We start from the raw sequence: 23,946 nt of genomic DNA on the forward strand, positions 1-23,946 counted from the left end.
GATATAGGGCAAATAATCATCATTTCACTGCTTAAGGCTGCGGCAACAAAGTCGCGGAAACACTCGCTGCGTTCGCAATGAACACATTGGTGGCGTCGTCCTGCAACAGATAACCTTGACTCACCAGCGTGTTCGCCGCCGACGCCACCGCCGCCTGATACTTCGCACGGCTGCCGCCGTAAAGCGTCTGCAACGTCGCGCGCGAATCGGTGCCGCCCGCTTGCGCAGCGGCACTCACCGCCAACGGAATCGCCGCGCCGTTCGAAATGCAGCCGTCACCGATCGCATGCCCTGCACCGCGATAATTCCAGCCGGTGTAAGTGGCGAGCGGCACGCTGACATCGGGCACCAGCACCCCGGTCGTCTCGTTACCGTTGGCATCCACCTTCGGCACGAGAATGGTGTACGCCTGTGCCGTGTTCACGACCGGAACCGCGTTGCTGTAGTCCGTCACGAAGAGCTGGTTGTATTCGCCGTTGAAGGTCAGTTGCAATTGTGTGGGCGTGGCCGCCGTGCCGCTCGGCACCATCACGTTGGTCAGTGACGGAAAGCCCACCGTCGCCTGCGTCGGCGCGACCAGATTGCCCGACGCCACCGTCGGATACTGCGACGCGGGCGGCTGTGCACCGGTGCCGACCCACTTGACCAGCGCCGGAATCAGCGCGCGCTCCACCGGCGTTTCTTCAACCGGCGAGCCTGGCAACTGGCACTGACTGCCCGCTGTGGGCACCGTCAACGTACCGGTCGTTACGCCGTTGCCGCCACCGTGCTGCGTGCCAGGCACGAGGTAATAACGCACGTTCGACGGCAACTGTATGTCGTTACCGCGTCCGTCCGTCACCACCAGAGAAGCTCCGCCGCCCCACCATTCGAACGCGCCGTCGAGCTGCATGATCTTGGGACACGTGTTAGTCGCCGTGCACTGCTTCAGCAGACCATCAGTTACACCGCTGACAGGATCGGTCATCGTCGCGTACGTGAACGGGAACTGGAAGCCGGGCATGAAGTGATCTTCGTGCTGCTTCGACCAGCGACCGGGTTGTGCAAACGCGGCATTCGTCCACGTACGGCGCGCGGCCGAGATAATCGGGAACATGCCGTCGAACACGATCTTGCCGTTCGTATCGACGTTGAAGCCCTGATACAGGAAGTCCTTCATGAAGCGGCCCGACTGCGAAATGCCCTCGCCGATTGCAATGTCGAAGTTGGTGCTCGTCGAGCACGTGGTCGCCACGCATCCCGCCTGCTTCAGATCGTTCAGCGGATTGGCCGCGCCCGACGCATCGGCCGAATCGTAGCGAAGGAACGACACCAGATCGCGCAATGCCGCAAAGCCGATACCGTCGACGGTCGGCGCGGCTGCCTGATAAACGAAGCTGTAGATAGTCCCGGCATCGGGTGGAACCTGCGTGCCGTTTGGTCCGGGCACGGTCGCCGGCGGCGTGAACGTCACCGAGTAATTGCCTTCATAGACGTTGTTCGGCGTGCTGGTGTAACTCCACGTCGCAACCGGCACCGAAGGCGCCGTATAGGTTTCGACGCCGCCGGGAATGCTGCCGTACGAGGTCAGCCACGACTGCCGCGCGGTGAAGGTAACCGAGGTCTTGTCATTCAGATTGGCCGGTGCGTAGGTCAACGGAATGGTGGTCGCGGGGCCGCCCGCATAGTCGGGGATGAATTCTTCGCGGCTCAATGCGGTCATCGGCGTGCCGTCTTTATTGGTCGCGACCGGGAAGCTCACGCCGAGCAATCCGGCTCCGGCGAGCGTGCTATTGCCGGTGAGCGGAACGTCGCCTTGCCAGCCGCTCCACAACACCGTATAGCCGTTGCGCAGCAATGACGGAAAGCTCGACGACGGCGCCGCGCCGGTGTCGAGCGCGCCGCCGCCGACAAACGACGCCGCGCCGATCTTGCTGCCGCGATTCACGACGTCATAGAACAGCACGCGTTTCGCAGCGGATGCACTCTGCGGCCGCAGGATCACGACATCGGTCGAATACGCGACGTAACCGTCGCTGCCCACCGGCGCATTCTTGAGATTGACGATGCCCGCGTTGAGCGGATTGTTCGGGTCCAGCTCGCCGTGCACGACGGCGGTAATCACCTGATACGGACCCGCCGCGCCTGCCGGTGTCGCACCGCCAAATGCGGGTGCGCTCGAAATGATCTGAAAGCTCTTGACGAAGCCTGCGCCGTGGGACACCGGCGTCGGTGGCGGCGTAATGCTGTCATTGCCGCAGCCGCCGATCAACGCAATTCCCACACCGACTCCCACCGATATCGCTACCGACTGCACCTTCATGATCAGGTCCTCCGACAGGGTCAAGAAACAGGAATACCCGCGTATGGAATGGACGACAGTCACTGAAGGCGTTCGCTGCAAATATGCCCGGAAGCCCTGTCAGTATTTTGTAAATCGCCTATTTTTATATTTATGGCCTGCGTACGTATTTATAATTCGCCGGACACCGTTCTCAACTATCGTTTACGCGTACGGTGACGGCGCGCTCGTTGTGGTCAACTCGATTCCGTGGGGAGTCCAAACATGACAAACAGGCTTACGCTTGCAGATCAGCTAAGAGAGTCCATCGAAGAAGCCATTGCAACCGGCGATCTTCCGCCCGGTGCGCGGCTCGATGAAGCAGAGTTGATCGCGCGTTTCGACGTCTCCCGCACGCCTGTGCGGGAAGCGCTTCTGCAACTCGCGGCGGCGGGCATGGTGGAAATGCGGCCGCGGCATGGCGCGGTGGTCGCCAAGATCAGTCTGCCGAGACTGATCGAAATGTTCGAAGTGATGGCCGAACTGGAAGCGATGTCGAGCCGTCTGGCCGCGCGCCGCATGGACGCGCAGGAACTCGAAGAGTTGCGCGTCGCGCATGTCGAATGTCAGAAAGCGCGCGACGCCGGCAATCCCGACGAATACTTCCATCTGAATGAGCGCTTTCATTGCCTGATCTATCAGGGCAGTCACAACAGCTTTCTGCACGACCAGGCAAGAGCGCTGCATAAGCTGCTGCGTCCTTACCGGCGTCTGCAATTGCGCGTCAAAGGACGGGTTTCCGCATCGTTCGACGAACACCAGGCTGTAGTCGATGCACTTGCAGCAGGCGACGGCGACGCCGCAGCCGCCGCGCTGAGAGGACATATTCTGGTTCAGGGAGAACGTTTCGGCGACCTGATTGCGGCACTCGCACAAGTCGGCGCGCAGTGAAGGTTGCACCGTCGCATTCACTTCCCGGCGAGAACGAAAGCGCGTGGATTTAACGATCAAAAAAAGGACGGTTGAAACCTTCACGTTCAGAACGCAACGCGCCTGACGCATAGCCCGACAAAAAAATATCCGCCATCGCAAAAGATGCGCGCGATTCTCCCGCGCGCTTTCACTTTGCTTTTATTTCGGCCTACACTGAATTCCAGAGTTCTCTCCATTTCACCCGCTGCATATCTTCGGCAACAGATGCTTTTGTCGTGCTCCGCGAGCCGAAGCAGCCGGGTCGGCTCGTGTCCAAACACCATTTGAACGGGACGACTCATCATGGCTGATACGAGCTACATGGCACGGAAATCCGTCGCCGATATCGTGGGAAGCGCCGACGCGGAGGGACACTCTTTATCGAAAACGCTCGGTGCCACCAGTATCACCGCAATGGGAATCGGCGCGATTATCGGCGCGGGTATCTTCGTGCTGACCGGCACGGCCGCCGCGCAATTCGCCGGGCCCAGCATCATGCTGTCGTTCGTACTGGGCGGCATTGCGTGCGCATTCGTCGGCCTGTGCTATTCGGAACTCGCGGCGATGCTGCCGGTATGCGGCAGCAGTTACACCTATACGTATGCGACGTTAGGCGAGATATTCGCGTGGATCATCGGCTGGGATCTGATTCTCGAATACGCAATGGGCGCGGCGACTGTCGCGGTCGGATGGTCCGGTTATATCGTGAGTCTGTTGCGTAATATCGGCATAGATATACCGCCGGTGATGGCTGCCGCGCCAGGCACCGTCATCAAACTGGCGGACGGCACGACCACCACCGGCATCGTCAATCTGCCCGCCATCGTGATCATCGCGATTCTGACCACCTTGCTCGTGCTCGGCACGAAAGAATCCGCGCGACTCAATAACGTGATGGTGGCCGTCAAGCTGGTCGTGGTAGTGGCCTTCATCGCGCTCGGCGCATTTTTTATCAAGCCGGCAAACTGGCATCCGTTCATTCCGGCCAATACCGGCGAGTTCGGTAACTTCGGCATGAGCGGAATTCTGCGTGGATCTGCCGTGGTGTTCTTCGCGTTCATCGGTTTCGACGCGGTCTCCACCGCTGCGCAGGAGGCGAAACGACCGCAGCGGGATATGCCGATCGGCATCCTGGGATCGCTGGTCATCTGCACGGTGCTGTACATCCTCGTCGCAGGCGTGCTCACCGGACTCGTGCCTTATGCCGAATTGAATGTCCCCGATCCGATCGCCAAGGGCGTCGACGCAATCGGCCTCAACTGGTTCTCGATTCTGATCAAGATCGGTGCGCTGACCGGATTGACCACGGTGATTCTCGTGCTGCTCTACGGACAAAGCCGCATCTTCTTCACGATGTCGCAGGATGGCTTGTTGCCGCCGCTTTTCGCGCGGGTTCATCCACGGCTGCAGACGCCTCACCGGAGCCAGATCCTGATCGGCACGATTGTCGCGGTTGTGGCAGCGCTCACACCGATTGGCGTGCTCGGGGAAATGGTCAGCATCGGCACGCTGTTCGCGTTCATTCTCGTGTGCGGCGCGGTGATTTATTTGCGGCGCAGCGACTCGAATGCGATGCGGCCGTTCCGTGTGCCTGGCGTGCCGATCGTGCCGGTGCTCGGCATTCTGTTCTGTCTGCTGCTGATGGTCGGCTTGCCGCTCGTCACATGGTTGCGGCTTGTCGTGTGGCTCGTGATCGGCATGGTCATTTATATGTCGTACGGGAGAAAGCATTCAAGGCTTCGTTTTCCGGAACGCCGTTAAACGCCGCCTTGAAATCCGCAAGCGACCAGACGATGGGGGCCGACGCTCTTTGTGCATCCATCGTCTTCGCGGTAGAAGCGCATTAATCTGAACTTGCCGCCCACTCGACGAGAGTCGCCACCGTGTTCATGTTGCGCGCGGTGCCGTTTTTCGCAGCCGGGATTTTCAGTTTCGAATGCGCGATCCCATTGCTGTAGTGCACGTAGATCTCACGCTTGCCCAGCGCAAGCTCTTCGCCCTGCAATCCGCTGACATCGCTTGCCGAATCGGCAGGTGGCTTTGCATCGAGAAAGATGGCAACCGTTCGATTCGGCGCAGCGGATTTGAAAGGATTGCCGGTGAGAACCGCCGCCAATTCCGCCCCGCTTCGTACGAGAACGCCGACCGGTTTGCCCGCGTAGTTCATCAGGCAATCTTCAAGCCGTTTCTTCAACGATGCTTCCCCTAGTCGACTATCCAGCACCACATTGCCGCTTGCAATGTAGGTTCGCACATTGGAACAGCCAATCGACTCGCACATGGCGCGCAGTTCGGCCATGGGAAGTTTTCCAGTACCTCCGACATTCACAGCGCGTAAAAAGGCGACGTATCGAGTCATCGGGTAAAGCCGTCAAGAGTGAAGGGTTGCGGGATCGCTGCGTGCGGAGATCGCGGAACAGTAATTGCTACTGCCCATGACGCCGTTCACGGGGGCGGCTCATCAGATTACTCATCATTCATGGACACATACACCTCTCTGCTATCGTGGCTGTCGAAAAAGATCGCAAGCTTAGTCAATAGAAAGCTATTCGTCAGCTTCAAGTCCATCTGTCATGACTCGCAAGCGTCGCCAATCAGAATGATTAAAGAGCGCTCTCCCATTGGTCGATATGAACGACAGATCGGTCGACATGTAACGGAGTCTTTCTGACAGCGACAATGTTGCAAAGGTGTAACTCAAGGCTCGGCCGAGCCAGGTACATTGACGCCATAACCCGTTTCATTCTTCAACCACGCGCTGCTACTCAGGTAACCATGAACAACACACGGCGTTTTACAGCGGCCCTCGCGCCAGCCGTGCGGCAATCTGCGCCTCTTTCTGCGCGCCATGCGCGGGAGCGGCTTTGTTGATCGTTTACGGCTCGTTACGAAGCGCGGCCGTCGTCGCGCGCCACCATTCACAAGACGTAATGCCGGGCAAGACGCGACATCGCTGTCACGTCCATGCAGATTACGTTTTCATAACACGCATCCAGGGGTTCGCTCGATGGTGACAACGCATAAGAACCATGGCATTTTCCGGCAGTCGCGCGAGCGGACCCTGCCCCAATTACACATTAACGACAGTACAAGTTTCCGGAGAGTTCTATGAGTGACACCGTGTCCAAGCAGCCAAAGCGCTCCCGACGCGGGCTCATCGTGGTCGTGGTGATCTTGCTGGTCCTGATCGCCGTGGTCGCGGTTCACCTGTTGACCCGCAAGAAGCCCACGCGCGACGCCGCGCCTATCGTCGTCACGGTATCGAGCGCCACGCTCGGTTCGATGCCGGTCACGCTGAGCGAACTCGGTACGGTCACGCCCACCGCGACGGTCACCGTGCTGCCGCAATTGAGCGGCTACCTCACCGAGGTCGGGTACCACGAAGGCCAGGAAGTGAAGAAAGGCCAGTTCCTCGCGCAGATCGATCCGCGTCAATATCAGATCAGCAAGCAGCAGGCCGAAGCGACGCTCGCCAAAGATCGCGCGACGCTGGCCCAGGCGCGTGCCGATCTCGAACGCTACACGCTGTTGAACGAGCGCAAGTCGATCGCGCAGCAAACTTTCGCGGATCAGCAATTCCTCGTGCAGCAGGACGAGGCCGCCGTCAAATCCGATCTCGCCAGCATCGCCCAATACGATCTCGACCTCGCTTATTGCCGCATCACCGCGCCGGTCGCGGGCAAGGTCGGCTTGCGTCTGGTCGATCCGGGCAATTACGTGACGGCGTCGTCGAGCACGGGCATCGTGGTCATCACCACCGTCAAGCCGACCACCGTGCAGTTCACGGTGCCGCAAGACGCACTTGCCTCGATCGTGCAACGCCTGAACGGCGGCGCGACGCTGCCGGTCACCGCCTACAGCAGCGACAATTCGAAACAGATCGCAACCGGCACGCTGTACGCGGTCAGCAACCAGATGGCGACCGCCACGGGCACCGTCACGTTGCGGGCCACGTTCGCCAACGACGACGAAGCGCTCTTCCCCAACGAGTTCGTCAACGTGAAGCTGCTGGTCGACACGATGCAGAACGCGGTGCTGGTGCCAACCGCCGCCGTGCAAAGCGGCGCGCCTGGCGACTTCGTCTACCTCGTCAACGCGGATCACACGGTCTCGGTGCACAAGGTCAAACTCGGTCCGAGCGACGGCAAGAACACGGTGATCGTGTCGGGTCTGTCGCAGGGCAATGAAGTCGTGACGGACGGCACCGACCGCCTGAACGACGGCGCGAAGATCCAGCCTGCTGCGCCGAAGCCCGCCGCAGCGGCGAGCGGCGCTGCCGCCGCAAGCGCCGCTTCGGATGCGGTGTCCGAACCCGCCTCCGGCGCGGCGGCGGCTTCCGCAGCCTCGTCCGCCGATGCGGCTTCGTCGTAGCAGGCCCGCTCGCCGATGAATATTTCCCGACTGTTCATTCTCCGGCCGGTAGCGACGCTGCTGCTGATGATCGCCCTCGTGCTGGTGGGCCTCATCGCGATGCGCGTGCTGCCGGTTTCGTCGCTGCCCAACGTCGACTATCCGACGATCCAGGTGCAGACTTTCTATCCGGGCGCGAGTCCCGACGTGATGGCGACCACCGTCACCGCGCCGCTCGAAGTGCAACTGGGCGAGATTCCCGGCTTGCAGCAGATGACGTCGTATAGCTCGGACGGCGCATCGGTCATCACGTTGCAGTTCGACCTGTCGCTGAACCTGGACATTGCCGAACAGAACGTCCAGCAGGCCATCAACGCGTCGAACAGCTATCTGCCGACCGGCCTGCCCGCGCCGCCGACCTACGCCAAGGTCAATCCGGCGGACCAGCCGATTCTTACGCTCGCAGTCACATCGAAGTCGATGTCGCTGACGCAACTCGAAGACGTCGCCAACAACCGCCTCGGCACCAAGATTTCCGAAGTGTCGGGCGTGGGCGTGGTAACGACGAGCGGCGGCAACGTCCCCGCCATCCGCGTCGAAGCGGACCCGCACAAGCTCGCCGCCTACGGCCTGAATATCGACGATCTGCGCACGCTGCTCAGCTACGTGAACGTCAGTCAGCCGAAGGGCAATTTCGACGGCCCCGATCTCGACTACACGATCAACGGCAACGACCAGATCACCGATCCGAAAGACTATCTGAACACGGTGATCGCGTATCAGAACGGCGCGCCGGTGTTCATGCGCGATGTTGCTCGCGTGAGCCAGGCGGCCCAGGATGTGGAGCGCGGCGCGTGGTACAACGGCTCGCCCGCGATCGTGCTGAACGTGCAGCGTCAGCCGGGCGCGAACGTGATCGCGACCGTCAACCAGATCATGAAGCAGTTGCCGCAACTCGAATCGACGCTGCCGGCCGGCATGAAAGTCACGGTCGTGTCGGACAGCACGGGCGTGATCCGCTCGTCGGTGCGCGACGCGGCGTTCGAACTGATTCTGGCGATCGTGCTGGTGGTCGCGGTGATCTTCGTGTTCCTGCGCAACGTGCCCGCCACGCTGATTCCGAGCGTGTCGGTGCCGGTCTCGCTGATCGGCACGCTGGCCGTGATGTACCAGCTCAACTATTCGATCGACAACCTCTCGCTGATGGCATTGATCATCGCGACCGGTTTCGTGGTCGACGACTCGATCGTGATGATCGAGAACATCGTCCGCTATCTGGAGGAAGGCAAGACGCCGCTCGAAGCCGCGCTCGAGGGCGCGGGGCAGATCGGCTTCACGATTCTGTCGCTGACCATTTCGCTGATCGCCGTGCTGATTCCGCTGCTGTTCATGGGCGGCGTGATCGGCCGTCTGTTCAGCGAATTCGCGGTGACGCTGGCGGTCACCATCGTGATCTCCGCCGTGGTGTCGCTCACGGTCGTGCCGATGCTCTGCGCGCGCATGTTGCGCGCGCAGGCCGAGCGTCATCCGAGCCGTTTCGAGCGGATCAGCGAGGGCCTGTTCGACAAGACGCTCAATGCGTATGAACGCGGTTTGCGCTGGGTGCTCGACCACCAGGTGTTGACGCTGATGGTGGCGGTCGGCACCGTCGTGCTGACCGGCGTTCTCTATGTCGTGATTCCGAAGGGACTGTTCCCGGTGCAGGACGTCGGCGTGATCCAGGGGATCAGCGTGGCCGACAACTCGGTGTCGTACACGGCGATGGTGAGGCGTCAGACTGCACTCGCCGACGCGATCCTGAAAGACCCGGACGTGGTGTCGCTGACCTCTTACGTGGGGATCGACGGCACCAATTCGACGCTGAACAACGGCCGCTTCCTGATCAACCTGCGTGACCGCGACAAGCGCTCCGACACCGCGCAGGAAATCGCGCGGCGCCTGCAGGACGAGGTTTCGCACGTGCCCGGCGTGAAGCTCTTCATGCAGCCCGAGCAGGATCTGACGCTCGACACCACCGTGTCGCCGAACCAGTACAGCTTCGTGTTGCGCGGGCCTAGCCAGCAGGCATTCCAGACGTACGTGCCGGAACTGCTGAAGCGGATGAAACAGATTCCATCGCTCTCCGACGTGCAGAGCGACATGAATACCGACGGCCTCAGCGTGAACGTCGAAGTCAACCGGCAACTGGCCGCGCGCTTCGGCATCACGCCCGCGACCATCGACAACGCGCTGTACGACGCGCTCGGCCAGCGCATCGTGTCGACCATCTTCGAGCAGTCGAATCAGTATCGCGTGATTCTCGTCGCGAAGCCTGAATCGCTGCCGACGGTGCAGTCGATCGGCAACCTGTATCTGCCGAGTCAGACCAGCAGCACGGGCCAGGTGCCGCTGTCGGGCATCGCGAAGATCAACATCACGAAGTCGCCGCTGGTGATCAGCCATCTCGCGCAGTTCCCGTCGGTCACGATCTCGTTCAACCTCGCGAAGGGCGCGTCGCTGAGCACGGCCGTCAAGGACATTCACGCGGCCGAGCAGGCGGTGAATCTGCCGCCGTCGATCACGTCGTCGCTGCAAGGCGCGGCGCAGGCGTTCGAAGATTCGCTCTCCAGCGAGGTGTATCTGCTGATCGCGGCGCTGGTGGCCGTATATATCGTGCTCGGCGTGTTGTACGAGAGCTTCATCCATCCGGTGACGATTCTTTCCACGCTGCCGTCGGCGGGTATCGGCGCACTGCTCGCGCTGATGATCGCCGGCAGTGACCTGGATGTGATCGGCATTATCGGCATCGTGCTGCTGATCGGTATCGTCAAGAAGAACGCGATCATGATGGTGGACTTCGCGCTCGACGCCGAACGCAATCACGGCAAGGCGCCGCGCGAAGCGATCTTCGAGGCTTCGCTGCTGCGTTTCCGGCCGATCCTGATGACCACCCTCGCGGCCATGCTCGGCGCACTGCCGATGCTGCTCGGCACCGGCACGGGTTCGGAATTGCGCCGCCCGCTGGGCATCGCGATTATCGGCGGCCTGACGCTGAGCCAGATGCTGACGCTGTTCACCACGCCGGTGATCTATCTGTTCTTCGACCGGATGGCGGAACGCGTGAAGCGCTGGCGCAACCGCAACGGCACGGATGACGACACCGGCCACACCCCGGATCTGCCAGGCAACGGCGCGGAGGACCCGCGTTGAACATCTCGGCCCTCTTCATCCGGCGACCGGTCGCGACGGCGCTTCTTGCCATCGCGATCCTGATCTCCGGCGCGCTCGCGTACTTCCGCTTGCCGGTCGCGCCGCTGCCGAACATCGCGTTTCCGGTGATCGTCGTGCAGGCGAACATGGCGGGCGCGAGCCCGGACATCATGGCGTCCACGGTGGCGGAGCCGCTCGAGAGGCGGCTCGGCACGATTGCCGACGTCGAGGAACTGACGTCGATCAGCTACGTCGGTTCGTCGATGGTAATCGTCGAGTTCGGCCTGAACCGCGACATCAACGGCGCCGCGCGCGACGTCGAAGCCGCCATTCAGGCGGCCCGTGCCGACCTGCCCACCACGCTGCGCAGCAATCCGACCTACCGGCAGTACAACCCGGCGGACGCACCGATCATGGTGCTGTCGCTCACCTCCGACACACTCACCAAAGCGCAGCTCTACGACTCCGCCGACTCGGTGATCCAGCAGCAGCTCTCGCAGGTCAAGGGCGTGGGTCAGATCACGCTGGGCGGCGGCGCACTGCCGTCCGTGCGGGTGGAGTTGCAGCCAGGCAAGCTGAACAGCTACGGCATCGGTCTCGAAGACGTGCGTGCGGCGATCAGCGCGGCCAACGCGAACAGCGCGAAGGGTCACCTCGACGTGGGCGATCAGCGCTACGTGGTCAAGTCCAATGACCAGATCACGCACGCCGCGCCCTATCGCGACCTGGTGGTCGCGTACCGGAACGGCGCGCCAGTGCAGTTACGCGATGTCGCCGACGTCAAGGACTCGAACGAAAACATCCGCAATGCGGGGCTGTTCAACGGCAAGTCCGCGATTCTGGTGGTCGTGTATCCGATGCCCGGCAGCAATGTCGTGAGCACCGTCGCGCAGATCCGCAAGGTGCTGCCGGCGATCGAAGCCACGCTGCCGAGCAGCGTCCACGTCGGCGTCGCGATCGACCGCTCGGAATCGGTGCGCTCGTCCGTCGGCGACACCGAACGCACGCTGTTCATCGCCGTGCTGCTGGTGGTCGGCGTGGTGTTCATCTTCCTGCAGTCGCCACGCGCGACGCTGGTGCCGGCTGTCGCGCTGCCCTTGTCGATTGTCGGCACGTTCGGGCCGATGTATCTGCTCGGCTATAGCATCGACAACCTCTCGCTGATGGCGCTGACCATCGGCACCGGCTTCGTCGTCGACGATGCGGTGGTGGTGCTGGAAAACATCGTGCGTCACATGGAGCTCGGCCTCAGTCCGAAGGAAGCGGCGCTCAAAGGCAGCGGCGAAGTCGGCTTCACGGTGATCTCGATGAGCCTTTCGCTGATCGCCGTGTTCCTGCCGATCATGCTGATGCCGGGCATCGTCGGGCTGCTGTTCCACGAGTTCGCGGTCACGCTGTCCATCGCGATCCTGATCTCGCTGCTGATTTCGCTGACCGTCACACCCGCGATGTGCGCGTACGTGCTGAGCCGCAAGAACGCGGGGCATTCGAAAGCGCGCTGGGCGCTGTGGGTCGAAAAGCAGTTCGACCGTTTCAAGGACATGTACGCACGCTCGCTCACCGCCGTGCTGGATCATGCGTTCCTCGTGATCCTGCTGCTCGGCGCGCTGCTGGTGGGCAACGTGTTCCTGTTCAAGCTGGTGCCCGCCACCTTCTTCCCCGAGCAGGACACGGGCATTCTGATCGGCCAGATCATCGCCGACCAGAGCATCTCGTTCCCGGCGATGCAGAAGAAGCTCGCGCAATTGCAGGAGATCGTGCAGAAAGACCCGGCGGTCGAATCGGTCGCGGGCTTCACCGGTGGACGCGCGCTGAATACCGCGAATGTGTTCATCGAGTTGAAGCCGCTCGCGCAGCGGCACGTCACCGCCACCGAGGTCGTGAACCGGCTGCGGCCCAAGCTCAACCAGGTGTCGGGCGCGCGGCTGTTCGTGCAGGCGCAGCAGGATCTGCGGATCGGTGGACGGCAGTCGGCCGCCGAATATCAGTACACGCTGACCAGCGACGACTCCGCCGCGCTCTTCAAGTGGACGCCTCTGCTCGTGGCCGCGCTCGCCAAGGAACACGCGACGGTGCTCGACGTGAACTCGGACCTGCAGCAGAACGGCTTGCAGACCTACGTCACGATCAATCGCGCGACGGCGGCACGTTACGGCTTCGCGCCGAATCAGGTGGACAGCGTGCTGTACGACGCGTTCGGCCAGCGCACGGTGTCGACCATCTACAACCCGCTCAACCAGTATTTCGTGGTGATGGAAGTCGCGCCCGACTACTGGCAGTATCCGCAGATGCTCAACCAGATTTACATGAGCACCGCGGCGGGTAACGCCACCGGCACGGCGGGCACGCAGATGCCGAGCGGCACGGTGTCAGGCGTGACGGCGACCACTGAGAGCAGCACCAGCACGTCGTCGGCCACCAACTCGCTGAACTCGGACGCGCAGGCCAACGCGACCACCAACAGCATTTCCAACAGCAAGGGCAGCAGTTCGACCGGCAGCGCAGACAGTACGTCGGCGGAAACCATGGTGCCGCTGGCAGCATTGGCCTCGTTCGCGAACAGCCATACGGCCACCCAGGTGAACCATCAGAGCGGCCTCGTCGCCGCGACGGTTTCGTTCAACCTGCCGGCCGGCGGTTCGCTCAGCAAGGCCGCCGAGGCGATCAACAACACGGCTCGCGAAATCGGCATGCCGGCGAGCATTCACGGCTCGTTTGCCGGCGCGGCGGCGGCGTTCTCGCAGTCGATGGGGACGATCCCGCTGCTGATTCTCGCTGCGCTCGGCGTCGTGTATATCGTGCTCGGCGTGCTGTACGAAAGCTCGATCCACCCGCTGACCATTCTCTCGACGCTACCGTCCGCGGGCATCGGCGCGACGCTCGCGTTGCTGATCTTCGGCACGCCGTTCTCGGTGATTGCGCTGATCGGCATCATCCTGCTGATCGGCATCGTGAAGAAGAACGGCATCATGATGGTCGACGTGGCGATCCAGTTGCAGCGCAGCGAAAACATGCCCGCGCGCGACGCGATTCATGCGGCCGCTGTGGTGCGTCTGCGGCCGATCATGATGACCACGTTCGCCGCCGTGCTCGGTGCGGTGCCGCTCGCAATCGGTATCGGCCAGGGCGCGTCGCTGCGTCAGCCGCTCGGTATCACCGTGATGGGCGGGCTGATCCTGAGCCAGGTCTTTACGCTGTACACGACACCGGTGATCTACCTCTATCTCGACCGCCTGCGCGGCAAGCTGGTCAAGTGGTCCGCGAACCTGCCCTGGAACCGGAACGAGGACCAACCCGGACAACCGGATACGAAGGCATGACGATGAAGATTTCCCTCAAACGGTTTGGCGGCACAGATGTCGTCGATGGCTCGGGTAGTGAGCTCAATTGCACTGATGCGACGCGGCGCCCTGCTGCGCCGCTGCTTGCTCCGCTCCGGCCACTGGCCGCCGCCGCGCTGGCGCTGCTGGTCAGCGGCTGCATGGTCGGCCCCGACTATCACCGCCCGCAGGTCAACGTGCCCGCCACGTTCTCGGAACTGCCCGGCTGGACTCAGGCTGTGCCGTCGGCGTCCGGTCCCAAGGGCGACTGGTGGACTGCGTTTCACGATCCGCTGATCGATCAGCTCGAACCGCTGGTGTCGGTATCGAACCAGACCGTGCGCGAGGACTACGCAAACTATCAGGAAGCACTCGCCGAAGTGCGGGTCGCGCACGCCAGTCTGTTCCCGACGATCGGCGCAACCGGCTCGGCCACCAAGGAGCGCGCCGCCAGCGGCAACGCGGCGAAGGTGGTCAACGCGGGTTCGCTCGAAGGCAACGTGAGTTGGGCGCCGGACCTGTGGGGCTCGGTGCGCCGCACGATCGAAGAAAGCGCCGCGACTGCGCAGGCGAGCGAAGCGACACTCGCGAATGCGACGCTGTCGGAACAGGTGGCGCTCGCCACCGCGATCATCGAACTGCGTACCAGCGACGCCAATATCGACCTGCTGCAAAAAACGGTCGACGCATATCAGCACTCGCTGGAGGTGGTGGCCAACCAGGACCAGGCGGGCACGGTCGCCCCCAGCGACGTGATCACGGCGCGCACCCAGCTCGCCAACGCGCAGTCGAGCCTGATCGCGCTCGGCGTCGCGCGGGCACAGTACGCGCATGCAATTGCCGTGCTGGTCGGCAAGAACCCCGAGGAACTGTCGATCACGCACAGCACCACCATGCCGACGCTGCCCGACGTGCCGATCGGCGTGCCGTCGACGCTGCTCGAACGCCGCCCCGACATCGCCACGGCGGAGCGTCAGATGGCTTCGCAGAATGCGGCGATTGGCGTGGCGGTGGCCGCGTATTACCCGGACATCTCGCTGTCGGCGCTCGCGGGCTTTACACAGTCGCCGCTGGCCGGCCTGCTGAACGTCGGCAACTACGTGTGGTCGCTCGGCGGCAGTGCGACCGAAACCCTGTTCGACGGCGGCCTGCGCAGCGCGGACGTCGATGCAGCGAAGGCGGCTTACGACTCGGCTGTCGCCAACTATCGCAACACGGTGCTGACGGCCTTCCGCAACGTCGAAGACGATCTGTCCGGCTTGCGGATTCTGGCGCAGCAGACGGTCGTGCTCGACTCGGCTGTTGCCGACGCGAATCGCGGTGCCCAGATCGCGCTCGACGAGTACCAGGCGGGCACCGTCGACTACACCACCGTGGCGACCGCGCAGGCTACGCAGTTGAGTACCCAGCAGACCGCGCTGAATGTGCAGGAGACACGTCTGCTGGATTCGGCTTCGCTGTTCGGCGACCTGGGCGGCGGCTGGTCAGCGGATAGTCTTCACGATCCGCGGCATCCCGGTGCGCCAGGTTCGGCGCCGGCACCGACTCCGGCACCGGTGCAAACGGGCGATGCGTCCACGCAGAAAACCGGCGTGCAACCGCAGTGATTTTGCGGCATTAAAAAGCGGTCGCTCAAGCGCGTCGTCCACCGGACGACGCGCGTCAAAACCGACGCCGCGTCCTTACCTCGATTTGCCAAACCCACTCGTTCAATTCCCTTCCCGGCGCACATTCTTCGCGCCGATTTCCCACCTAGTCACGCAATTCCAATGCGCGATGCATCGGCGGAAAAAATCTCCTGCTTGATGCTCCAGAACCCGCTCTTCGTGCCGTCAACCCGCAGACGGCGATGAGAGTCACCCCACTGCCATGAACGGATGGCTTTCGACGCAGCAATAGCGCCGCCATAGCCGCTCGAACAATTCACTCCTGAATCTTTCAGATAGCCCCAGCAACCGGCGGCAATCTGAAACGACTACATAGAAAAGCGCACCCTTTTTCCATTGTCATTTCCTTATTCGACAATGACTTATGCCCATTCGATCACCGAATTAACCGGCAATGCATTTCGCATCGAATTAACTGAAACAAGGCCTGATTCGGCTTCAATTTTTCGATTAGCTTCCGATGAACTTGCACTAGAATCAACTTTGCTCAACCGGATATCCGCATGACGTCCCCAACCCACAATCCCGGGACATCGTACGGATAGCTTCGTGATTCCGCACGGAGTGCGATCCGGTTGTAGCGGGAGAGACACAGCGTCACGTCACAATCGCACGGGCCGGTGCGATGGGCGGAGCCGAGGTTCTTCGTCACAGGAGAATCCCTGCCATGCTGTCAATAACATTAATCGAGCTCTTTTAAAAAGCCGCCGACTATGCAAAGTAGCTACAACCTGGGGTTAGTCGCGTTTTCCCTCATCATCGCGACACTCGCGTCCTACACGGCGCTCGACCTTGCCGACCGGATTTCCCTGCTCGCCTACGCACGCTCGCGACAGATATGGCTCGCAGGCGGGGCGCTGGCGATGGGCATCGGTATCTGGTCGATGCACTTCATCGGCATGCTGTCGTTCTCGCTGACCATACCGCTCGGCTACGACTTCGCGGTGACCTGCTACTCGCTGATCATCGCCATACTCGTTTCGTGGTTCGCGCTGTTTATCGTCACGCGCAAACGGCTCGGTCTGGGCCGGCTGCTCGCCGGCGGCATTCTGATGGGACTCGGAATCGCCAGCATGCATTACGTCGGCATGGCCGCGATGCTGATGCATCCCGCTATCCACTACGACCCCGTCGTGTTCGCGCTGTCGATCCTGATCGCAATCGCCGCATCGACGGCGGCGCTCTGGGGTGCGCACTCGCTGCGGGGCACGGATCATCAGCACGTCATGCGCAAGCGGATCGGCACGGCCTGCATCATGGGCGTGGCGATTGCGGGCATGCATTACACCGGCATGGCGGCGGCGAATTTCGCGCCCGACGCGATTTGCGGTGCGACGGGTGGCATCCGGCCGGAATGGCTGGCGGCCGCCGTGATTCCTTCGGCGCTCATCATTCTGGTCGCGACGCTGCTGGTGTTTCATCTCGACGCGCGCGCCAAGTTTCTCGCCAATTCGGTGACGCAACTCAACGATCAGGTGGACCGCATTCGCGGCTCGACCCGCTGACGGGGTCTGTCGATTGTCTTGCCGCAGTAGTGCGATGAACCGGCGGCACGCGACTGGCTTCGGTCGGTCCGCGCCGGTTGGCACATCTTCAGCGCGTGGCCGGGATACGCTCGCGGCGCAGCATTTCGCTCAATCCCAGCGAATGACCCGGGTCGTAATAATGAATGAGCAGCGTGCGGCGCTGCCCTACTTCGACATCCAGATTGCCATGCTGGATCGCGAATCCATTGAATGCGTAGACGCTGCCCACCTGCACGGGTATGCGCGAACAATTGCCGACACGCAGATCGCGCAACGTCAGCCATCTGCGGCACGTTAGCGGCAGGCTGCGCAGAAAGCCATGACGCATCTTGCAGATCATATTGCCCGGCGTTGTCACCGATAGACGCGGACGCCGATACATCACCAGATCGCCATTGGAAATACCGTCCGGCGCGAGTTGCAGCGGAATAAGAAAGGTCAGTAAATGGGAATCGTAGTGACGGTTGTTACTTTCGGCTCCACTCGCCTTGCTTGCACAACGGAGTACATGAAAAGGCTTTAACGGCAAATCGATCTGTCCGGTTCTTGCGGCCTTTTCGCGCGCATCGGCGCAAACTGTCTCCTCCAGTTTTTTAAATGCATCGCCACGGCGTATCAACTCGGCCGCGGTCTCTCCTGACTGCGTCCGTTGCGGCGTGTTACCGAATGAGCGGTCGATCATCTCGTTAATTGCGGCGATTGTCTCAACTGGAATCACACTGTGATAAGACTGCAGTGCAACGCCTTTGTCGATTCGAATTCTTTTCGCCACGGTTTGACCTGTTGCGTCTGACAAGGAGCGCATATTTATGTGGTTGCCGAAAAAGGGTGAGAACGAGAATCAGCCTCAAAATATTCCTTGTCAGACGCATGTAATGTACGGCAGCGAACGCAAACAGATGTTCCGGCCGGAACACCCGGCACAAACCGCGATTAACTTTCTTCTTATCTAATCCATACCGTTAAGGCGATTTGAATTGAATAGCGCGCTCTATTGTTTTGGGCGTTCCTTCAAGCTTTACGCCTCTACGCAAAGCGCTCCCGATAAGCCTGCGGCGTAACGGCGACGGCCCGCAGCAAACTGCGCCGCATGGTTTCTTCACTGCCAAATCCGCACCGTACCGCAATGCGTTTAACCGGCAGCGACGTTTCGCTGAGCAAACGCAAAGCGGCTTCAGTGCGGATCTGTTCGATTGCCCGCGCAGGTGTCTTGCCGGTTTTCGCGCGGTAGTGGCGCATGAAACTCCGCTCGCTCATTCCGATACGCCCGGCGAGCGCGGCAACTGAGAGATCGCTGTTCAGATGTTCGACGATCCACGCGTGCAGTTCTCCGAATTGATCGCCGTCTTTCTGCATCAGCAAGGTCGTGCTGAATTGCGCCTGCCCCCCTGGCCGCTTGAGAAAGACCACAAGTTCGCGCGCGACGTCGAGTGCCAACGCGCGGCCTGAATCTTCTTCGACCAGCGCGAGCGCGAGATCGATACCGGCGGTGACGCCGGCAGAAGTCCAGACCGTCCCGTCCTGAATGAAAATCGGATCGGGCTCGATCTGCAATGCGGGGTATTGCTGTCCGAGTTCATTGCAGTGCGCCCAGTGCGTGACGACCCGGCGTCCGTCGAGCAAACCGGCTGCGGCTAGCAGAAACGCACCCGTGCAGACCGACGCGACGCGCCGCGAGTTGGCCGCATGTCGCTGGACCCAGCGGATGAGGCGCGCATCCCGCGAGGCCGCGTGAACCCCTCGCCCTCCCGCGACGATCAGCGTGTCCGAGCGCTCGTTCGCCGACGGCAATGGATACGCGGCGAGTCCCAATCCCGCCGACGACACCACCGGCTCCGACTGCGCGGCAATCACGCGCGGCACGTAAGGAGCAGGAAGACCACGCTGACGCGCGAGTTCGTTCGCGGAGGCGAACACTTGCAGCGGTCCGGTGACGTCGAGCAGTTGCACGTCGGGAAAAGCGAGGATGTCGATCGATCGGGGCTGTGCGCGCATGGTTGAGTGTTCAGGCGGATGGCGGAAAATGTGGGCTCTATGTCATTCCCGCCATACGGTAACTGGGTACAGTGAGGTTGTCCATCACCGCTATCTGCTTCCGGTTTGCGGCACCCCGGCAGAACACCGCAACCTGCTCAACACCCCTTACCAACCCTTACCCGACGAGGTTCCGCGATGACGCTTCAGATTGGCTTTCTTCTGTTCCCCGACGTGCAGCAACTCGATCTGACCGGACCACACGAAGTATTCGCGTCGCTGCCCGATACCGCCGTCCATCTGGTAGGGAAAGATCTCTCGCCGCTGAAGGCCAGCAGCGGGCTCACCTTGGTCCCGAATACCACGTTCGACACTTGCCCGGCACTCGATGTGATTTGCGTACCCGGCGGCGCCGGCGTCGGCGATCTGATGGAGGACGCTGAAACACTCGCTTTCCTGCGACGTCAGGCGGATCACGCGCGCTTCGTCACGTCGGTCTGCACCGGTTCGCTCGTTCTCGGCGCGGCGGGCTTGCTGCGTGGATATCGCGCGACGACGCACTGGGCGTCGCATCATCTGCTTGAGCCGTTGGGGGCGATTGCCGTGCGCGAGCGGGTGGTCTGCGATAGAAACCGGGTGACAGGCGGCGGCATTACCGCCGGAATCGATTTCGCGCTGACGCTGGCGAAAGAACTGATCGGCGAACAGGAAGCGCAAGCGGTTCAGCTACTGCTCGAATACGCGCCCGCTCCACCGTTCGATGCCGGCAGCCCGGAGAGCGCACCGCAGGCAGTCGTGGAGTCGGTGCGCCGACGGTTTGCGGGTTCGATAGCGCGGCGCGAAGAAATTGTCGCGCGGGTGGCCGCAGGGTTCTGATGCGCCCGGCACTCTCGGCGCGAATAAAAGAAAAGATCAGTGAGTAATCAATAGCGCGGATAAACACACAGCGAAGAAGTGCGAATCGGGCGCGCATTGCACGCGCCCGACCAGGCTTCTCCGCTGTTTCTGGCGACTACGCAGTCGACTATGCGGTAATCCCGTCACGCCCTAGCGCCACATACCGTAGCTCATCACCGGCTGCGCACGGTACGCGTACATACGCGGCGTCGCGACATAAACTGGCGGCCGGTAAACCTGATACGCAACCGGCGGCGCCATGGGCTGCATGACATCCACCACCGGCATTTCCTCGTATTGCGGCTGCATGTACTGCTGCTGACCGTAGACCGGAACGTACTGGACAGGCGGCGGCGCATAGTCCTGCCGCACGTACACGGGCTGGCTATCCGCATAGACCGGCTGCGGCTGAGCCTGAACATACTGAGGCGCGGGCTGATACTGCATCGGCGCGGGAGCGTATTGCTGCGCCTGATAAGCCTGCCGGTACTGTGGCTGCGGCTGATATTGCTGTGGCTGCTGCGGAGGTTGCGGCACCTGGCGTTGCGCGTACTGGCGAGGTTGTGCCGGAATACTGGTGTACTTCGAATTGTCGTCTTCAGGAACGCCGGCCGGCAGCGGCGGTACATCCACGCGGGCCACGTCCGTCTTCGCAGGTTGCCGCTGACCGTGGTTATGCGAGTCGATCATTGCGTTGTAGCCCGCCTGATCTTCCTTACCGCGGTTGATATAGCCATTGCGATAAGCGCGCGCCACGTCCGACATTTTCGCGTTCGGATCTTCTTTCATGCCGTCCGCATTGACCTGATACTCGTTTGGACTGAGCGACGCCGCGGGTGCATCCTCGTCGGCATAAGCCGTCTCGGGACCGTCGGCCCATGCCGGGCCGCACTGTAGCGTTAGCGCAGAGGCAACCGTCGTTACCCCAAACCCTAAAAGCGTTTTTATTCTCACGATCCACCTCGCGGCCGATTAAGAATTCAAAAAACAAAGTTCGCTTGTGTTGCCCCGTGCGGCGATTATCCGTGCGCCGTGCAATAGCTATTTTCTAGCACATTCCATTGACCGTGGCACATTTTTTTCTATATATATGAGGCGGTTAGCGCACTGTCAGCTTCCCGGCGAGCCGACGTAAGATGAAGCGGAAAAAACAACCGATGACGAAGCCGCGTTGATTGCTTTATCAACGGTTTTGCGAATACTCGTTTAAGAGAATTGACAAATTAATTGCGGCGTATAAAGCAGATTGCCGGCCGAGTGCTTTCAGGAATAAACCGCCAGGCGAATACGCAAACGAGTACTTCCGGCCACGCTCCAGCTTCTCTTTTTCTGTACGTTGCCGCGCGAGACAGAAGAGAACCGCCAACTATTTCTCACCTTTCTTTTCTTTCCGATGCCCTGGTCGCAGTACTGTCTCCTTTCTTTGCTAGCTTCTGCTTTCCACCCTGCTGGTTTCACAACAAAGGATCTGTACAGATGAGCGTCATCCATTTCATTGGCGGCGAGAAAGGCGGCGTAGGGAAATCACTGGTAGCCCGGATTCTGGCCCAGTACTTTATCGACGAAAACATTCCGTTCGTCGGCTTCGACACCGACAGATCCCACGGCGCGTTGCTGCGCTTCTACTCGGACTTCACGGTTCCGGCGGTGCTGGACCGGCACGACAGTCTCGATCCCATCATCGAACGTGCGCTGGAAAATCCCGGGCAGCGGGTTCTGGTCGATCTCGCCGCGCAGACGCAGCAGGCGCTCGGTCAATGGCTGGAGGACACGGATGCGGTCGGCCTGGCCACCGAACACGGTCTGACGCTGACGTGGTGGCATGTGATGGACGCCGGACGCGATTCGGTGGACCTGTTGCGGCAGTGGCTCGACCAGTTCGGCGGACGCGTCAAGCTGGTGATCGTGCTGAATGAAATTCGCGGCGACCGCTTCGACATCCTCGACGCGTCCGGCGAACGCGAGCGCGCCGAAGCACTCGGCGCGAGCGTGGTGACGTTACGCCGTCTGCCCGACGCGACGATGCAGAAGGTCGACCGGCACAGCGCGAGTTTCTGGGCGGCGGTCAATCATCAGGACGGCGCGGGGGCCGCTCTCGGGTTGCTCGACCGGCAGCGCGTGAAAATCTGGCTGCATCGCGTGTATGGGGAGCTGGCGAAGGTCGGGGTTTGAGAGCGGAAACATAGCGAAAACGCGGACGTCAAAACCGACGCCCAAAGCAGGCCGCCATTCGGGTTCACCCACTGGAACAAACGTCTCCGGTGGGCGAACCCGCAACGACATCAATCCTCTCGCGCCGCCACGACCGGAATCGCATCGATCGCCCATCCGCTGACTTCGCGCCGCGCGGGCCCGGGAATCGCGCAGGCCAGGCGGCCGCGATAGTCGCGCTCCACCCGCGCCTCGTCGATCCGGCACCCCTGCTTTTCGAGTTCGAGGACCCGGCGTCGAAACGCAATCTGCAACGCGTCCGATTTCACCGACACTTCCCGTTGCCAGTCATCCGGGACGCGCTCGGGTCTAACCCGCCGCAATATCTCGTGATCCTCGCGGAAGATACGCAGATTGCGATTCACGGTCACGCGGTCGAACAGCGCCGAACGCATGAACGTGCGCCCCATCATCCACCATGTGCGAGTCCGGTTCGGTCCGACCGGCACGTGCGCCGACACGATCTGGATCGTCCATCCATCACGCGGCCGCAATTCGAGCGTCACGCACGGCCCCGACAGATGAAAGCCTGGCCGCGTCTCGACCGCCACCGCCTGTCCCGTCGCCCGGCGACGCAGCAGTCCTTGCCTGACCGGTCTGCGCATCGTCATCGTGGCGTCGCCGCTCCAGGAATCGGTGCGCACCTCGAATGCGTCGATCTGCGGATGATCCGGGTCGCCGAAAGTCGACCCCTGTACGAACGGCGCATGCGCGAAGTCGAGCCCGTTTTCGATCACGCGATCCCAACTGGCGTCCCAGTCGAAGTGTCCGGACACGACGCGGAACGCCGGATCGTCGACCCAGTCGAGTGCGGGCAACGGTGGCCGCTGGACCTCCGGCAGATCGCCGAGAAACGCCCAGATCCAGCCGTAGCGTTCGACCACCGGATACGCATCCACGCGCGCCTTCGCGGGAATGCGCAGGTCCGGTTGGGCGGGAATTTGAGTGCAGACGCCATCGCCGTTAAATCGCCAGCCGTGATACGGGCACTGCACGGTGTGCGCTGCCTTCGTGCCGGCCGACAACGACCCGCCGCGATGCACGCAGATATCGGACAGCAGACGCGCCGCGCCGTGTTCGTCGCGAAAGGCAACGAACGCCTGACCGAGCAGTTTGACCGGCAGCAGCGCGGAACCGAGTTGTGCAGAAGGAGCGACGACGTACCAGAGATTTTTTAGCATTGGGTTAAGCATTGCACACTACCCGGGTGCGCTTCGTGGCCGGGTGGCCACACGCACAGGTTCTGCACGCCGATCTCGACGGAGAACAATCGGGCAATGACTGGTTCAGGTGCGCCGCCTTCTTTGACGAGGGCGACGCGAAAACTCGCGCCGCGTGCCGCATCTACGAAGGCATGCGACCACGGCGTACGCGTCGACAGGCAGCCGTATTCCGCGAGAATGCGTGCGGCTATCGACGAACCTGCTCGACGACAGCCAATGTACCTGAATCACTCGCAAGCCCGCATTTTTGCGGGGACGTGTAAGCAATTCGGTCCTCTCAATTCGAAGGAGCGCTCTATAGATTTGCCCGGCCCTCCACCTCCCAAAGCGCATCGGCCCGACTACCATGCACGTTTT

The 23,946-nt window shown here is 61.7% G+C and carries 15 protein-coding genes; 9 read left to right on the forward strand and 6 right to left on the reverse strand.

What is annotated here, in order from left to right; all coding sequences use genetic code 11:
- Positions 1-31: 31 nt before the first annotated feature.
- Entirely contained in the window at positions 32-2,302 is a 2,271-nt protein-coding gene (locus tag ABH945_RS16795; RefSeq protein WP_429251240.1) for an alpha/beta hydrolase domain-containing protein, read from the reverse strand.
- Between the two features lie 243 nt (positions 2,303-2,545).
- On the opposite strand from ABH945_RS16795, the gene ABH945_RS16800 reads away from it, so the two are divergent.
- Both ABH945_RS16800 and ABH945_RS16805 read left to right on the forward strand, forming a co-directional pair.
- Positions 2,546-3,211 (forward strand): GntR family transcriptional regulator, encoded by a 666-nt coding sequence (locus tag ABH945_RS16800; protein ID WP_429251241.1) that lies wholly within the window; start codon positions 2,546-2,548, stop codon positions 3,209-3,211.
- Between the two features lie 324 nt (positions 3,212-3,535).
- On the forward strand, positions 3,536-4,993 hold the full coding sequence (locus tag ABH945_RS16805) for an amino acid permease (protein ID WP_074769512.1): 1,458 nt from the start codon (positions 3,536-3,538) through the stop codon (positions 4,991-4,993).
- Between the two features lie 82 nt (positions 4,994-5,075).
- On the opposite strand, the gene ABH945_RS16810 is transcribed toward ABH945_RS16805, so the two are convergent.
- A complete protein-coding gene (locus ABH945_RS16810) occupies positions 5,076-5,591 on the reverse strand; it encodes a DUF1697 domain-containing protein (RefSeq protein WP_429251242.1) in 516 nt (171 codons plus the stop codon).
- A 749-nt stretch (positions 5,592-6,340) separates the two neighbouring features.
- On the opposite strand from ABH945_RS16810, the gene ABH945_RS16815 reads away from it, so the two are divergent.
- The 5 genes from ABH945_RS16815 to ABH945_RS16835 all read left to right on the forward strand — a co-directional run bounded on the left by ABH945_RS16815 (position 6,341) and on the right by ABH945_RS16835 (position 17,263).
- Positions 6,341-7,603 (forward strand): efflux RND transporter periplasmic adaptor subunit, encoded by a 1,263-nt coding sequence (locus ABH945_RS16815; RefSeq protein WP_429251243.1) that lies wholly within the window; start codon positions 6,341-6,343, stop codon positions 7,601-7,603.
- 15 nt (positions 7,604-7,618) lie between these two features.
- Complete coding sequence (locus tag ABH945_RS16820; RefSeq protein ID WP_074769518.1) at positions 7,619-10,771, forward strand: efflux RND transporter permease subunit; 3,153 nt, start codon at positions 7,619-7,621, stop codon at positions 10,769-10,771.
- Complete coding sequence (locus ABH945_RS16825) at positions 10,768-14,091, forward strand: efflux RND transporter permease subunit (protein ID WP_074769521.1); 3,324 nt, start codon at positions 10,768-10,770, stop codon at positions 14,089-14,091. Before ABH945_RS16820 ends, ABH945_RS16825 begins: the two co-directional genes overlap by 4 nt.
- On the forward strand, positions 14,088-15,698 hold the full coding sequence (locus ABH945_RS16830; protein ID WP_429251244.1) for an efflux transporter outer membrane subunit: 1,611 nt from the start codon (positions 14,088-14,090) through the stop codon (positions 15,696-15,698). Before ABH945_RS16825 ends, ABH945_RS16830 begins: the two co-directional genes overlap by 4 nt.
- 773 nt (positions 15,699-16,471) lie before the next feature.
- Positions 16,472-17,263: an MHYT domain-containing protein gene (locus ABH945_RS16835; RefSeq protein WP_074769523.1), complete on the forward strand. Its 792-nt coding sequence runs from the start codon at positions 16,472-16,474 to the stop codon at positions 17,261-17,263.
- A gap of 88 nt (positions 17,264-17,351) precedes the next feature.
- Here ABH945_RS16835 and ABH945_RS16840 read toward each other — a convergent pair whose 3' ends face one another.
- Entirely contained in the window at positions 17,352-18,089 is a 738-nt protein-coding gene (locus ABH945_RS16840; RefSeq protein ID WP_074769525.1) for a hypothetical protein, read from the reverse strand.
- Between the two features lie 221 nt (positions 18,090-18,310).
- Positions 18,311-19,279: a GlxA family transcriptional regulator gene (locus ABH945_RS16845; protein ID WP_429251245.1), complete on the reverse strand. Its 969-nt coding sequence runs from the start codon at positions 19,277-19,279 to the stop codon at positions 18,311-18,313.
- Between the two features lie 177 nt (positions 19,280-19,456).
- On the opposite strand from ABH945_RS16845, the gene ABH945_RS16850 reads away from it, so the two are divergent.
- Positions 19,457-20,134, forward strand: coding sequence for a DJ-1/PfpI family protein (locus ABH945_RS16850; protein ID WP_429251246.1), 678 nt, complete (start codon positions 19,457-19,459; stop codon positions 20,132-20,134).
- Between the two features lie 171 nt (positions 20,135-20,305).
- Here the strand turns inward: ABH945_RS16850 and ABH945_RS16855 are convergent, their stop codons facing one another.
- On the reverse strand, positions 20,306-20,944 hold the full coding sequence (locus tag ABH945_RS16855) for a hypothetical protein (RefSeq protein ID WP_429251247.1): 639 nt from the start codon (positions 20,942-20,944) through the stop codon (positions 20,306-20,308).
- 687 nt (positions 20,945-21,631) lie between these two features.
- Here ABH945_RS16855 and ABH945_RS16860 point away from each other — a divergent pair.
- Positions 21,632-22,327 carry a mobilization protein gene (locus ABH945_RS16860; protein WP_074769533.1) on the forward strand — a complete coding sequence of 232 codons (696 nt, stop codon included), beginning with the start codon at positions 21,632-21,634 and terminating at the stop codon, positions 22,325-22,327.
- 110 nt (positions 22,328-22,437) lie between these two features.
- Here ABH945_RS16860 and ABH945_RS16865 read toward each other — a convergent pair whose 3' ends face one another.
- Entirely contained in the window at positions 22,438-23,547 is a 1,110-nt protein-coding gene (locus tag ABH945_RS16865; protein WP_429251248.1) for a Rieske 2Fe-2S domain-containing protein, read from the reverse strand.
- Positions 23,548-23,946: the final 399 nt, after the last annotated feature.

The organism is Paraburkholderia sp. GAS333 (assembly GCF_050435665.1).
In the GTDB taxonomy this organism is placed as follows: Bacteria; Pseudomonadota; Gammaproteobacteria; order Burkholderiales; family Burkholderiaceae; genus Paraburkholderia; species Paraburkholderia fungorum_A.